Origin of the sequence: Bradyrhizobium sp. 604_D8_N2_3, from assembly GCF_051810765.1 — a bacterium.
GTDB lineage: Bacteria > Pseudomonadota > Alphaproteobacteria > Rhizobiales > Xanthobacteraceae > Bradyrhizobium > Bradyrhizobium barranii.
The window spans coordinates 7,057,171-7,069,277 of the sequence record NZ_JBPWPM010000001.1 but is presented as its reverse complement, the minus strand read 5'-3'; the positions used below and the strand labels follow the sequence as shown (position 1 = coordinate 7,069,277).

The following is a 12,107-nucleotide window of genomic DNA, read 5'->3' as shown; positions in this document are numbered from 1 at the left end:
GGGCTGGAGAAGGCCCATGAATAGGCGAATCGAGGAAGCCGTTGCGGCCCGCGCCTACGAGTTGTGGGAGCAGGCAGGCAAGCCGGAGGGCCGAGAAGAAGACTTTTGGCGCTTGGCCGAACAGGAATTGCTCAAAGAGGATCAAGGCTCACCTCGACGCACACCGGATACGCTTTAGGCGAGGAGCTACCCGTCATACCCGCGCTTCCCGGCTATCATCTGTCCTGCGTGACGCTTAGGTAATTTGGCGGGCGGTCTTTCGAAGACACAAGGCAGAACCGGCAACGGACTGGCCGCAGACGGATCGCGTCATCCCCATCGGGAAGCCAAAGGGTTTGGAACGCTTTCCGTACAGATCTTTTGATTTAGTCGCGGTTCAAGCGCTTGTTCGGAGGGTTGCGGCACCCTGATAGAGAGAAGATCGAGTTAATGGCTTCCGTCAAAGCGGAATTGGATAGATACTTTGAATTGCTCCGGCGACGGGTGCCTACGAAGGTGTCGGCCTTCATTCTGTGGCTACGAGAACCATCCTCGTTTTGGGTCCGTGTCGTTGTCGCCGGGTTGCTCATCCTAGGAGGCGTCTTCAGCTTTCTGCCTATCTTCGGCCTCTGGATGCTGCCTCTAGGCCTTCTTCTTATCGCACAGGACATCCCTATTCTACAGAAGCCTCTTCTCATGGCTTTGAGGTGGATCGAGGCCAAGTGGGAGCAGCTGAGAGCGCTCTTTAAGAAGAAACCATCAGGCTGATGGACATGATCCGGCACGCTCACTCTATCCGGAGCGTCACCCGATAAGCGGGCGCCAAACAACTGCACGTCCTGCGTATCGGTGCCGCACAAGTCACCTTGCCGCGCGGTGAAACACCTCGCGATGACACACAATGAACTTGGAACCTGCACCGGAGTTAACGATGGCAGATCGCAGAGTGACGAGGTGATGGCAGCAGTCAGGGTCAAACCCACGAAGCCCGACGTGGTGATCGCGCGGACCGTGTCGCGCAACACCAATCATCGTACCGAGATGGTCTCGCGCGGGCTGACTTGGGGCGCCGACGAGAAAATCCTTCTGGCGCTCGCGACCGTCGGCTGGTTTGCGACGCGTGGTAGGTCGGAGCAGCTGCAGCGGGCGGGCAATCATGCGCTGCTCGTTACGGTCGTGGTCTCGCTGATGCCTCATGGTATGAAGTCGGTATTCGATCAGACCCGCCCGGACCGCAAGACTGTGCTGGGTCACATGCACGGGGTCTCATTTTCCGGAAAGCGCGATGACGCGTTTCCCTCGGGACACGCCCTCCATATGGGCGCGCTGGCATCCGCCGCCGGCACTTTAACGCCTCTCCCGCGGAGAATGATTCGAGCCTTAGCGATCGCCCTTTCCCTGACGCGGATAGTAGTGCTGGCGCACTGGGCTAGCGACGTGGTCGCGGGCTTCGCGCTGGGTGCCATCATAGAGCGGCTGCTGCGCTTGTGGACCGGCTATCCGCTTTGGACATCGGAGAAGAGCGACCGTGTCCATTTTTGAGAACGTCAAGGAATACATGCAGCGCGCGACCGGCCTGCGCCGTCCAGGCAGGAAGGAAGCTCCGGAACTCGCTTGTGCCCGAAAGCCTCACACGGTCCGCTTCAAGGATGACGGCTCGTACCCAATCACTTGCGATGGCCGTTCATCATCTACCGTGGCGCCATCGATTCTGGCGACGGGCACGACCCGGCGGCCGTGATGGAGGATCTCTTCGAGGCCAACAGCTGGGGCGACACTTGGCGCGACGGTATCTACAGCTACGTGCATTATCACTCCCGAATTCATGAGGTGCTTGGCATCGCCCGCGGCAGGGCCGGGTACGCTTCGGCGGCAACAAGGGCCGGATATTCACGCTGAAGGCTGGCGACGTCGCGATCCTGCACGCCGGTACCGACCATCAATGCCTGTTCGCCGAACAGGACTTCCTTGTCGTCGGCGCCTATCCACCGGGACTTACGACGAATGCACGAAGGTCGAGGATCGGCCGCGCGCGCCGAAGGGCTCTCGACCCGCGGAGATCGATCTGAAATGCCGGAGGATGTCGCGCCTACATCCTAGTCCCGGATGGCCTAGTTAGCAGCTTGTCGATCTCCCCTTGAAGAGGCCAAGGAGCGGGCCGAAAGGCTAGTGGACGGCCACGACGTACCGCCTGCAGGATTTGCGATCTCAAAGCCGAAGAGTAAGGCGCTGCCATTTACTCTGCCGATACTGGACTCGGGGACGACCCTTGCCGTGCACTCGACGTATCGATCGGTGGAATAATCCGGAGATGCGTTAGGCGGTGACCGAGACAGTCACGCCCATGCTCAGGAAGCTATCGCTTGGGCCAAAGAAGCTTCCTGATACTGGTATGCACTGGCTGATATCGCGGGCAACTGCGACGGGGATCAGATTTCGACCACCGACGCTGCGGTTCGTCGGGTCGAAGGTGACCCAGCCCGCACCTGGTAGGAACACCTCGGCCCAAGCATGGGTCGAGCCAGCATCGCCCGAACCTAGGAGCTGATGGCTCGGGTCGTGGAGGTAGCCGGAGACGAGCCGCGCGCCGAAGCCGAGCTTTCGTGCGGATTCGGCGAACAAGACTGCAAAGTCGCGGCACGATCCCCGCCCGCGGTCGAGTGACTCCTCGGGAGATTGCGTGCCCTCGATTTCACGGCTCTGGTACCGAACGCGCTGGGCGACTCCGGCGTTCAGGTCTTTGAGCAGTGAAAGCGTATCGGTTGGGTTGCTACGTATAAACCCTCTCGTCCAGTTTTGCAGTCGCCCGCCCGGATCAGGGTATTGGGCAATAGTTAATGCGCCGAGGTCGGTCCATTCTTCGTCGGAGTAGCGGAACGGGTATGAAATGGCCGAGGCAGCGATATCGAACACCGGCCAATCGACTGCATCGAGAAGAATATCGGCTTCGCTGCCAATAACGAGCGTCGGGGCTGTGTCTGCAAAGTTGATCAGGGCGACAGTGTTGCCAAACACATCCTGGGCCCACTTGGTCACAGCGTCCGGCGTGATCGTCAAGATGTGTGACATCAGCCGCAATTCGCGGCTTTCGCGAGGGCGTAGCATTAGGCGGTGTGGAGAGAGATGTACTGCCTCTCTAAAACGATAGGTGGTCGTATGGCGGATTCGTATCGCCGTCATCTCGGCCTCCGTTTGTCAGGCCCATGGATTCTACAGCGGCCTCGCGACCTGAGATCCCGTATCTTGCAGCAGAAAACGATGGCCGCGAGCGTGGCGCTAATCACGTTCGCGCCGACGATCATCCAATCGAATAACACCGTAGACGATCCAAAACCCGAGACCGAGGGTCAGCGCCCAGAGCATGAAGAGCGAGAGATCCTCCGTGGACCCGCGTGGCCACGCCTCATACGGCCAACTAGACCAACTCGGCGTTAGGCGCGGCCTTTGTAGGCTGCGTGCTACTCACCGGGTCAGAAGCCGGAAAGCTGTCTTTCAAGCCTCTCTCAAGTTCATCGTCTTGCTTCTTATCACTGCGCATTTCCTGCTTGGGATCGGCGGCGTGTTTGTCAGTCGGCGCCGGATTGACCTTTTCACTCATGTGATTGTCTTTCTAAATCGAAACGCAACGCTGCATTGAGAGCCGGGAAGGGCCGTCCGGAGGGCGGCGCTTCCCGATCCTTACAGGGTGGTTCAGGCTGCTTCCGCGTTGACTGCCGTCTCAGCAAGCTTTGTCAGCGCATCGTCGGTCTTCTTCTCTTCGGCCAACGTCTGATCCAACAACTTGACCGCATCCTTCATACCAAGCTTCGTGGCCCAGCTCTTAAGCGTCCCGTACCTGGATATCTCATAGTGCTCGACCGCCTGAGCGGCAGCCAAGAGCCCGGCATCAAGTGCCGGCTCACCCTTGTACTCGTCCATGATCTCGGTGCCCTCATCGAGAATGCCTTCGATCGCGTCACACTTCTTTCCGCGCGCCGGCTTTTCGAGAAGCTCGAAGATCTGTTCGAGGCGACCGATTTGACCTTCGGTCTCATCGTGATGTTTTTCAAATGCCGCCCGAAGTTGATCGGAATTGGCGGCCTTCGCCATCTTCGCCAAAGCCTTATAGATCTGTTTTTCGGCGTAGTAGATATCCTTGAGGGTATCGAGGAAAAGCGCATTTAGATCTTTGTCGGCCATCGGAACGCTCCATAAGTAAAAGGATTGATGCACGGCAACATGAGGTTGAGGCGATTGTTCCTAGCCAAAAGCAGCCCGGCCGAGTCTGGCTGCAGCGAGCCGCTCTACGTCGCAAGAATGAAAAGCCAACGATACCATTGGGTTCAAAATTCTGGCCACTTGCGCCGGAAGAGACCAGCGATGTCAAAGGCTTTTCCCGAAAGCCGCGTTGCACCACCTGGCCGTATCACTGCGATCACGCGATGACGACGCCGATGTTGAATTCATTGACGCGGAGTACTGGATGAAAGGCTGCAGTTCGCTCGGAAAGCTGCGTCTCGCGGGTCTCTGCAGCTTCGGTAACGGCAGAAAGAGGGACTTGGCATTGATGGACGTGAAAGATGCTGTCAAGCTGGCGGCCCCCCGGTATGTGACGAGAAGATGCCGAAGACAATTCGGAGCCGGTTGTCGAAGGCGCTACACACCTCTCGCCCATGCTCGGCAAACGGCGGGGCAATTCGGAGAGAACTAGGATCAGGCGGACGACGAATTCTTGAGGTTGCGCGCCTTCTCACGCAAATCGTCGATGCGATCATGTGCGCCCTGACGTGTGAGAAGCTCGCCCGACTTGTCCAGGATATCGGCCTCACGGCAGAGCTTCGTGATCTCGCCGCGCTGTTCGTCAGTCATGGGTCGTGATGGGCATTCAAGGTCATGCTGTATTATGTCCCCGTGGCCTTCCCGTGGAGGCGATTCCAGGATTGAAAGGCCAGTATAACGAGCCTGACCTTGACTGAGCTCTGACGCTCAGGATCGGGAAACTGAAGCAAGCCACCAGTCGCCGATCGCTCGCGTCAGATCGATCCAGAGGCTCGAGGGGAGATCAGGCACGGCGATGCGGACGCCGTAACGGTCGGTCGTCAGGTCGTGAAACCATTCGGTCGCGGCAAAATCAAAGCCGAAACTCCCAGCGTGACGGATTGGAAAGCCGACTTCGCTTAGCTCCTCGCTCATGGCTGCGGCCGCCTGCCGGGCTGCCGCTTCGTCGAGAGGTTCGCGAGATCCCAACGTGACGTATAGTCCGTGAACGGGCTGCAACTGCGACGGCACGCCTCGCAGCCTCAAGGCGAAATGCCGGGAGGAGAAACGACCGTTACGAAGGATCGAGGCCATACGCCTCCTCGTCAGGCGACGGTAAGCGGATGTGCCTACGAATGGCGGAAAGTGCGCGGGTAAGGCTGCGTTGCCTAGGAGCCTTATGGCGTTGCGCGTTTCCGCCATAAGCTCTTCGAGGCATGAGGAAGGAATCCGCTGTGTCGCGAAATCGCTGCGGATCAACGTAATGGAACCTAGCCGCCCGTACTCCGCACCCAACGAATCCAACTTATTGTGACTCCGGACCAGGATCAGCGGAACGCCCCGGCGCCTCGACCACCTGATTACCTGCTCAATACGTCCCGAACTTCCGGTGAAACATGTTGTGTCGAAGATGATGAGGTCGAAATGCAGCTTTCCGCAATTGACGACGTCGCCGAAATCGCGAGACGCGATGCATGAATCCAGCAACAGGACTCTGCGAGAGGTACTGTCCGTCGAGAAACTCTGGATCGACCCGATTACCAGGTGCAGTTGCTGCGCATAGCCGTCGATCAGTTCTAATGTTTCCCCGTAAGAGCCTGGCAGCGCAACGACCTCGCCACCTTTCATCGACTTGGAGAGTGCGAGGAGTAGCGAAGCAATCGCCCCCATTCCCGAAGCCGTGTAGATCGTTTGTCGAGCGTGCCGCTCATCGAGCGCATAGAATGACGGTCCTTCTACGGCCAGGTCAGCGCGTTGATAGTCGTATTGAAACTTAAAGGGCCCGCTGGATGGACGCGCGCTGCCCGCCCATGCGGTCTCGGTGGCGTTCCACTCCTGCGTCTCATGCGCGGCTCTGAGAGCTGCGGTCAGCTGAAATTTACGACGAATGACTTCGGCGACCGAATCAGGACGATCCAGTGATAGCGGTGCAGCCAGGCAGCTGTTCAGAAGCTTCAGTTCTTCCAGCTTGCGATCGAAATACGCGTCTGTGCTCTCCATCCTAATCCTGCTCGGATAGCCGACAGTCGTCAGGCTCCGAAAGGCTTCATCACAACTTTGATGCAACCGTCCTTCTTGTCCCGGAAGGTCTTGTAGAGTTCCGGCCCCTCCTCGAGTGTTGCCCGATGGGTGATGACGAAGGATGGATCGATTTCGCCTTTCTGGATGCGCTCCATAAGCTTCGGCATGTAATGCTGGACGGGGGTCTGGGCCATCCGGAAGGTGAGGCCGCGATTGATGGCGCTGCCCATAGGAATCTTGTCCAGATACCCGCCATAGACGCCGACGATCGAAACCGTGCCGAAATTTCGGCAGCACTCGATCGCCTGTCGAAGAACGTGCGGCCTGTCCGTTCCCATGAAGGTCGCGACCTTGATCCGGTCGATCACAGAGCCAATGCTGGCAGTGGTTTCAGGCTCGGTGCCGACGGCGTCGATGCAGGCATCCGCGCCGCGCCCGCCGGTCAACTCCTGGATGCGATCGTAGATGTCGTCGTTCTGGAAATCCAGTGTGATTGCACCCGATTGTCTGGCGAGTGCCAACCGTTCAGGAACGGTATCGATCGCCAGCACGCGCTCCGCCCCCAACAAAAAGGCGCTCTTGATAGCGAACTGCCCGACAGGACCGCATCCCCAGACAGCCACTGTTTCGCCGCCCTTTATGTTGCAGAACTCGGCGGCCATGTAGCCGGTCGGAAAGATGTCCGACAGGAACAGCACCTGTTCATCGGTGAGACCTTCCGGGACCTTGTAAGGACCGACATCGGCGTAGGGCACGCGCAGGTACTCCGCCTGACCGCCGGCAAAACCACCGAGCATATGCGAATAACCGAACAAACCGGCCGGAGAATGCCCCCACATCTTCTCGGCCATCTTGGCGTTGGGGTTGGACCGCTCGCATCCGGAGTAGAAGCCGTTCTTGCAGAAGAAGCATTCACCGCAGGAGATCGTGAAGGGCACCACGAGGCGGTCGCCGACGTTGAGCTTGGTATTGTCTTTGCCGACGTCGACGACCTCGCCCATCGTCTCGTGGCCCACCACGTCGCCTTTTTCCATGCTCGGCATGACGCCGTCGAGCAGATGCAGGTCCGAACCGCAGATCGCGCAGGCAGTCACCTTGATGATGGCGTCACGTCCATGCTCGATCTTGGGATCCGGCACGGTCTCGCACCGGATGTCGCCTTTGCCGTGCCAAGTGAGAGCTTTCATGTAGGGAACCCCAAGCGAATGATGACGGCTAAGCTTAATTGCGTCTCGAAGTTCCTATCGCGTTAGGAACGGCGGCTGCCTAGCGCGATTAAGGAGGCGACCTGGGAGACAAACGGAGAGCCGAGATGGTCAGGCAATTTGCAATCGTGCCCGGCGCATCTACAGGGATCGGTTACGAGTTTGCGCGCATATGCGCGCGCGAAGGGTTTGACCTTCTAGTTGCCGCAGACGAAGTGGAGATCGAAAAGGCGGCCGCCGACCTGCGACGTGAGCCTGGCGCGGAGGTCGTCGAGGCGCGCCACCTCGACCTCGCCAAGCAGGAAGACATCGACAAGCTCCACGCGGCCATCAGGGGCCGTCCGATCGACGTGCTCACGGCGCCGGGCGCGGACTTGGGCATCCGTTTCTCGATCAGGGCCTCGCCCGCATTCGTGATGTCATCGACACGAATGTAACTGGGACGACTTGTCTGCTGCATCAGCTCGGAAACGACATGCGCAGGCGCAATCAGGGGCGCATTTTGATCGCGGGCTCGATTGCCGGCTTTACGCCCGGCAGCTTTCAGGCGGTGTACAACGCGTCGAAGGCCTATCTGAATTCACTGTCGTTTGCGCTTCGCAAGGAGCTTCGCGATTCCGAAATCAGCGTGACCTGCCTCATGCAGGGCGCGACCGAGACCGAGTTTTTCAAGCGCGCCGACATGCTCGACACCAAGGTGGGCTCAGAGGACAAAGACGATCCTGCCACGGTCGCGCGCCAGGGCTTCGTCGCCATGGTGAAAGGCGAGGGCGATGTTGTCCAGTCTGCAGTGGCAAATGTGACGCCCGCGGAGATGCTCGCAAAACAGCATCGTAAAATGGCGGAACCCGGCTCCGCCAAGCATTAGCCGGCAAACAGGAGGAAATGTCATGCTTACGAAATCAATGCTGGTTGGCGCCGTCTTGGCTGTCAGCTCAACTATCGCTTTCGGCGGCCCTTGCAATACAGCTAACCGCGATGCCGGCTCTGGACCCGTCACGACGGGCCAAGCGAGTACGAGCACGGCACCCCCTCGCCAAGCGCCAAGGAGCATCCGCCAACTTCTGCCATGAACAAGTCGAGCGAGAACACCGCAACCTCGTCGCAGGACGCCCAGCGCCAGATGCAAAGCCAGCCGACGGCAGCTGAACAGTCGAAGACGACCACCGGCGCCCGCGACAACGATTGCTAGGCGGAAAAACTCCCAGGCCGAGCGCGAGAGGTTGGTGGTGGCCCTGCTTTCTCGTGCTCGACGTCTAGTAGAGGAAAGCCAGGGGATCCATATATTCTGCCGTCGCCGTATCGGCGCATAGGATCGTAGGGTTACACAGCGGTTGTCTTTCCTCGGCGTGGAGGGCGAGGAGTTCATTGATGGATGAAGCGGTGAAACGGACGGAACAACCAGTCGTGGGCCGACCGGCGCACGACTACGTGCGCGTTCGCGGTGCTCGCTGGTTCAGCTCAAGAGCTAGTTGCCAAAGGTACAGCGAGCACGCCGTGCGGCGCAGTACTTAGGATGTCGACCGACTATCAGCTATAGTCAATCGGGCCTCAGATTGGCGGCAATCGCCGTCCAAAAATGGTGATGACGGACATTGCTGGTTGAAATCCGAAGGGCCGCTGTCTCTGAGCAGCGGCCCTTGTTCATTACTAAAGCGCCCGGAGTAGTCGGTATAGTAAAGGTCGTGAACTGCTTTGCTGCACCATTACGCCTCGCATTCCACCGTGGAAGCAATCGCGGCGCCGCTGCCACTGCCTGAGGATGTTCCGAAGGCCGAGGACGCACTGGCCAGGCCGTACACTAGTTTGGTGGGTGGAGAGTGTTCGGTCAGGGACGCTGCCGAACACTCGCTCTAGGCGATCCGCCTACCGCTTGTATTGGTTCACCTGCCGCACGATCCAGCGGCGGGTGTGGCCTAGCTGTGGAATCTCAACAGGTCGTCCTTCGGGAGGCCGAGGCGCTCTGACGTGATTGCCGATCCAATGGCGATGGCGAGAGCGACAGCAGTATGACTAAAGCTGCTCGATTCGGACTCTGCTTTGCACCGCCCGAAGGATTGCCGAGCACCTCGCCAATATAGGTGACGGCAAACTTGATGCCGTTCTTGTCGAGGGGATTTGGCAGAAGGCCGAGGGTCGATTCCTGCACCGTGCTCTCGCCGGTATCGGGATCGGATGGCTTCAGATCGTCGGTCTTCTTGTCTTCCTGCGCGAAGGCGCTCTCTACAAGGCGCGCAACGAGCGTCAGTGCCAGCAGCCAAGCGCGCATCGTTCGACCTACCCCTCGGCCCGCATGTTGCAGTGTTCGGCGGGCCGCCACAAATCCTTTCGGCACCGCCGACCATCCTCGTGAGTTACAAAGTGTACACAGCCCGCAACCACCCTTTCTCAGATGCTCGTTTCGTAAGTGGAACCTTCGAGTTCCGCTCCCGTTATCTCGCGCAGGTTTTCGGAAGATCAGATGGGATTGATGATGTCGGCGGCGACCGAAAAACGCAGTGACAAAGGCTCCAGCGGTTCGGCGCGCGAGCGCGCCGGAAAGCTCTTTGGCGACATCGCCAACCGCACATCCCAGGCCGCCGGCCGCGCACTGACCTTCATGATTGCCGCCGCCGTTGTGATCATTTGGGCGATCACTGGCCCGATCTTCCATTACTCCGACACGTGGCAATTGGTGATCAATACCGGCACTACGATCGTGACGTTCCTGATGGTCTTCCTGATCCAGAATTCCCAGAACCGCGATAGCGCGGCAATCCAGGTGAAGCTGGACGAGCTCGTCAGGGTGAGTGCCGTGCACAATTCGTTCGTCGGGATCGAGCACCTGACCGACGATGAGCTCGACGAAATACGCTCGAAATGCGAGGTCCGGGCCAAGGCCGAAAAAGCCGGAGAGCAGACGGTGGAGAGTGCCAGGAAGAAGGCGCGTCGCGCCGCAGACCTCGTCACCGAATGAACGGTGAAGCCGATCATGACCGCGGTATCCGACACAGCGCGGTTTCGAGGAATATTGACTGCGTTGCCGAGCTGGAAAAGGAAGAGGAACGAAAACTATCGAGGTTTCACAGGGCTTCTCACATGGTCGGATGGTTCGTCGGGACCATTCATTTCGTGTTGCTTCAACTCCTTCTCGTCGTCGCATGGGTCGTTTGGAATACCTACGGGTCCACTCGCTTCGATCCTTACCCGTTCAATTTCCTGTCGGCGGTCCTCGCGCTCGAAGCCGTGCTTTTGACGTCCTTCGTTCTGATCCGCCAGAACGCCATGGATCAACGCTCCGAGCAGCGTAATCACCTCGATCTTCAGATCAACCTCCTGGCGGAGAAAGAGGCGACCAGCATTCTCCATAAGTTGGATGCCATCGCTACGAAGTTCGGCGTGGAATTACCACAGGATCTCGAGGCCACAGAGCTTGCGAAGGATACCCAGGTGGAAAGCATTGCGCGCGATATACGCTCCAAGAACGACAAGACGTCCTTCTAACCTTTGGGTGAGGTGAAAGTCAGCTCTCTGGAGCTAGAAAGCTGAACGTGATGCCACCTCCGCGCAGCCAAAAAAGCAGCAAGGAAATCTAGGCACTGGGGGATCTGCCAATCAGGGGCACTCCAGGCGCTCTAATCCGCAATTGGATCGGCAGCCGGGAGCATTGGGGGCTGGAAAGCGAGCCGTGCCACGTTCGCCCTCTAACTGCAATCTCGAGCTTTGCTGAGCCGGCATTTTACGGAATTCCATTTCGGTACGGGATGTTTTATTGAAACAATCGGGGCGCGGACAAATTATCCGCTAGTCAGCAAAGCCTTAGGCCGGCGCGCCGCCGCGCTCCGGGGATTTCTCCGGGGGGCGCGCGCGAACTTCGCTTCCTCGCGCCGGGCTATTTTGAGTAATCGCTTTGCCTCCACCCGGAGCGCCTCCGCACGGCGAACAAGCCGATCAGCGGCCGCGCGCAGCTCCTTGATGCGAAACTTGCGGATCTCGCTAGACGTCTCTGTGAGCTTGCCCGACAGATCGCCAGAAACCGGCCGCCGACGCCTTATTTCGCCAGGGAGGTCGTCTGACCGCGGGGTGGGGGTGTTTGAACGCATGGGCAAAGCTCCCAGCGGGTTTCTGTCGCGGTGCTGATCGCAGTTGGCGTGCTCGGGCTGTTGGCTGTCGTCATGGAGGCCCAACAGCACGAGCCGGGAGTCGAATAGGGGCGCCCAGGTTAGACCGGACTTCAGCTGGCGCGGGCCTGACCCGGCCGCCCCACTAGCCTGCTCAGAGCGCCCTCCTCTGCTCGCCTCGCATGTATCGTCCTCGGCGCGAGTTGGGTAAAGGCTCCCCTTAGGACAATAAGCATTCTGAAACTGCGTACTTATGACCACAGCTTAGAGCGTAAGGATCAGCCAGACCATTAGACCTGCCGTAGCGGCTTGAGCATGCTGGGAATGAGAATGATGGACCTGGTCATGGCTTCCCAATCACCGGCACCGTTGAACGTTCCGGAATGGGTTGTGGGTGACTGCTTGCGTTCACCTGGATTAATGCGGGTGCTCTCGATTTCCTTCATCATGCCGGTGCCTAGTCGGTTTCCACCGCGCGCCTGCAACAGGGCGAGTGTTTTTGAGAACCTGAGCATGTTCCTCCAAGAGGATGCGAAGACCGCGGTCATTGATGGCGAAAGCGCAG

The 12,107-nt window shown here is 58.9% G+C and carries 15 protein-coding genes and 1 pseudogene; 8 read left to right on the top strand and 8 right to left on the bottom strand.

The window, feature by feature from the left end; translation table 11 throughout:
- The first annotated feature begins 16 nt into the window (after positions 1-16).
- The 3 genes from AB7245_RS33955 to AB7245_RS33945 all read left to right on the top strand — a co-directional run bounded on the left by AB7245_RS33955 (position 17) and on the right by AB7245_RS33945 (position 1,878).
- Positions 17-178, top strand: a complete 162-nt coding sequence (locus tag AB7245_RS33955) for a DUF2934 domain-containing protein (RefSeq protein WP_439035450.1) — start codon at positions 17-19, stop codon at positions 176-178.
- A 758-nt stretch (positions 179-936) separates the two neighbouring features.
- Positions 937-1,521, top strand: coding sequence for a phosphatase PAP2 family protein (locus AB7245_RS33950; RefSeq protein WP_041959903.1), 585 nt, complete (start codon positions 937-939; stop codon positions 1,519-1,521).
- Between the two features lie 198 nt (positions 1,522-1,719).
- Positions 1,720-1,878: a hypothetical protein gene (locus AB7245_RS33945; protein WP_439035449.1), complete on the top strand. Its 159-nt coding sequence runs from the start codon at positions 1,720-1,722 to the stop codon at positions 1,876-1,878.
- 417 nt (positions 1,879-2,295) lie between these two features.
- On the opposite strand, the gene AB7245_RS33940 is transcribed toward AB7245_RS33945, so the two are convergent.
- The 3 genes from AB7245_RS33940 to AB7245_RS33930 all read right to left on the bottom strand — a co-directional run bounded on the left by AB7245_RS33940 (position 2,296) and on the right by AB7245_RS33930 (position 4,158).
- Positions 2,296-3,159, bottom strand: coding sequence for a transglutaminase family protein (locus AB7245_RS33940; RefSeq protein WP_439035448.1), 864 nt, complete (start codon positions 3,157-3,159; stop codon positions 2,296-2,298).
- A 235-nt stretch (positions 3,160-3,394) separates the two neighbouring features.
- Positions 3,395-3,577: a hypothetical protein gene (locus AB7245_RS33935; RefSeq protein WP_354134858.1), complete on the bottom strand. Its 183-nt coding sequence runs from the start codon at positions 3,575-3,577 to the stop codon at positions 3,395-3,397.
- Between the two features lie 92 nt (positions 3,578-3,669).
- Positions 3,670-4,158: a YciE/YciF ferroxidase family protein gene (locus AB7245_RS33930; RefSeq protein ID WP_439034294.1), complete on the bottom strand. Its 489-nt coding sequence runs from the start codon at positions 4,156-4,158 to the stop codon at positions 3,670-3,672.
- A 208-nt stretch (positions 4,159-4,366) separates the two neighbouring features.
- Here AB7245_RS33930 and AB7245_RS33925 point away from each other — a divergent pair, with 208 nt between their 5' ends.
- Positions 4,367-4,669 (top strand): DUF2252 family protein, encoded by a 303-nt coding sequence (locus tag AB7245_RS33925; protein WP_439034295.1) that lies wholly within the window; start codon positions 4,367-4,369, stop codon positions 4,667-4,669.
- A gap of 2 nt (positions 4,670-4,671) precedes the next feature.
- Here AB7245_RS33925 and AB7245_RS33920 read toward each other — a convergent pair whose 3' ends face one another.
- From AB7245_RS33920 to AB7245_RS33910, 3 genes are all read right to left on the bottom strand, one after another.
- The gene (locus AB7245_RS33920) at positions 4,672-4,827 is read right to left on the bottom strand and encodes a hypothetical protein (protein WP_439034296.1); all 156 of its coding nucleotides are present in this window, start codon (positions 4,825-4,827) and stop codon (positions 4,672-4,674) included.
- A 117-nt stretch (positions 4,828-4,944) separates the two neighbouring features.
- Positions 4,945-6,216 (bottom strand): hypothetical protein, encoded by a 1,272-nt coding sequence (locus AB7245_RS33915; RefSeq protein WP_439034297.1) that lies wholly within the window; start codon positions 6,214-6,216, stop codon positions 4,945-4,947.
- 29 nt (positions 6,217-6,245) lie between these two features.
- Positions 6,246-7,424, bottom strand: a complete 1,179-nt coding sequence (locus AB7245_RS33910) for a zinc-dependent alcohol dehydrogenase (RefSeq protein ID WP_439035447.1) — start codon at positions 7,422-7,424, stop codon at positions 6,246-6,248.
- A gap of 125 nt (positions 7,425-7,549) precedes the next feature.
- On the opposite strand from AB7245_RS33910, the pseudogene AB7245_RS33905 reads away from it, so the two are divergent.
- Together AB7245_RS33905 and AB7245_RS33900 are read left to right on the top strand one after the other, a co-directional pair.
- A pseudogene (locus AB7245_RS33905) lies at positions 7,550-8,310 on the top strand (SDR family NAD(P)-dependent oxidoreductase).
- Positions 8,311-8,511: 201 nt separating this feature from the next.
- A complete protein-coding gene (locus tag AB7245_RS33900; protein ID WP_354112623.1) occupies positions 8,512-8,634 on the top strand; it encodes a hypothetical protein in 123 nt (40 codons plus the stop codon).
- 738 nt (positions 8,635-9,372) lie between these two features.
- On the opposite strand, the gene AB7245_RS33895 is transcribed toward AB7245_RS33900, so the two are convergent.
- Positions 9,373-9,711: a hypothetical protein gene (locus AB7245_RS33895; RefSeq protein WP_439035446.1), complete on the bottom strand. Its 339-nt coding sequence runs from the start codon at positions 9,709-9,711 to the stop codon at positions 9,373-9,375.
- A 204-nt stretch (positions 9,712-9,915) separates the two neighbouring features.
- Here AB7245_RS33895 and AB7245_RS33890 point away from each other — a divergent pair, with 204 nt between their 5' ends.
- Positions 9,916-10,398 (top strand): low affinity iron permease family protein, encoded by a 483-nt coding sequence (locus AB7245_RS33890; RefSeq protein ID WP_085971541.1) that lies wholly within the window; start codon positions 9,916-9,918, stop codon positions 10,396-10,398.
- On the top strand, positions 10,395-10,925 hold the full coding sequence (locus tag AB7245_RS33885; RefSeq protein ID WP_439035445.1) for a DUF1003 domain-containing protein: 531 nt from the start codon (positions 10,395-10,397) through the stop codon (positions 10,923-10,925). Before AB7245_RS33890 ends, AB7245_RS33885 begins: the two co-directional genes overlap by 4 nt.
- Before the next feature lie 907 nt (positions 10,926-11,832).
- Here the strand turns inward: AB7245_RS33885 and AB7245_RS33880 are convergent.
- Positions 11,833-12,057 (bottom strand): hypothetical protein, encoded by a 225-nt coding sequence (locus AB7245_RS33880; protein WP_259258560.1) that lies wholly within the window; start codon positions 12,055-12,057, stop codon positions 11,833-11,835.
- Positions 12,058-12,107 lie beyond the last annotated feature (50 nt).

What these genes read in the sequence shown, in the direction of transcription:
- AB7245_RS33945 (WP_439035449.1), top strand. Translation starts at nt 1,720, where the DNA reads ATGGAGGATCTCTTCGAGGCCAACAGCTGGGGCGACACTTGGCGCGAC.
- AB7245_RS33910 (WP_439035447.1), bottom strand. Translation starts at nt 7,424, where the DNA reads ATGAAAGCTCTCACTTGGCACGGCAAAGGCGACATCCGGTGCGAGACC.
- AB7245_RS33895 (WP_439035446.1), bottom strand. Translation starts at nt 9,711, where the DNA reads ATGCGCGCTTGGCTGCTGGCACTGACGCTCGTTGCGCGCCTTGTAGAG.
- AB7245_RS33880 (WP_259258560.1), bottom strand. Translation starts at nt 12,057, where the DNA reads ATGCTCAGGTTCTCAAAAACACTCGCCCTGTTGCAGGCGCGCGGTGGA.
- AB7245_RS33890 (WP_085971541.1), top strand. Translation starts at nt 9,916, where the DNA reads ATGTCGGCGGCGACCGAAAAACGCAGTGACAAAGGCTCCAGCGGTTCG.
- AB7245_RS33885 (WP_439035445.1), top strand. Translation starts at nt 10,395, where the DNA reads ATGAACGGTGAAGCCGATCATGACCGCGGTATCCGACACAGCGCGGTT.
- AB7245_RS33940 (WP_439035448.1), bottom strand. Translation starts at nt 3,159, where the DNA reads ATGACGGCGATACGAATCCGCCATACGACCACCTATCGTTTTAGAGAG.
- AB7245_RS33935 (WP_354134858.1), bottom strand. Translation starts at nt 3,577, where the DNA reads ATGAGTGAAAAGGTCAATCCGGCGCCGACTGACAAACACGCCGCCGAT.
- AB7245_RS33930 (WP_439034294.1), bottom strand. Translation starts at nt 4,158, where the DNA reads ATGGCCGACAAAGATCTAAATGCGCTTTTCCTCGATACCCTCAAGGAT.
- AB7245_RS33900 (WP_354112623.1), top strand. Translation starts at nt 8,512, where the DNA reads ATGAACAAGTCGAGCGAGAACACCGCAACCTCGTCGCAGGACGCCCAG.
- AB7245_RS33915 (WP_439034297.1), bottom strand. Translation starts at nt 6,216, where the DNA reads ATGGAGAGCACAGACGCGTATTTCGATCGCAAGCTGGAAGAACTGAAG.
- AB7245_RS33920 (WP_439034296.1), bottom strand. Translation starts at nt 4,827, where the DNA reads ATGACTGACGAACAGCGCGGCGAGATCACGAAGCTCTGCCGTGAGGCC.
- AB7245_RS33955 (WP_439035450.1), top strand. Translation starts at nt 17, where the DNA reads ATGAATAGGCGAATCGAGGAAGCCGTTGCGGCCCGCGCCTACGAGTTG.
- AB7245_RS33950 (WP_041959903.1), top strand. Translation starts at nt 937, where the DNA reads ATGGCAGCAGTCAGGGTCAAACCCACGAAGCCCGACGTGGTGATCGCG.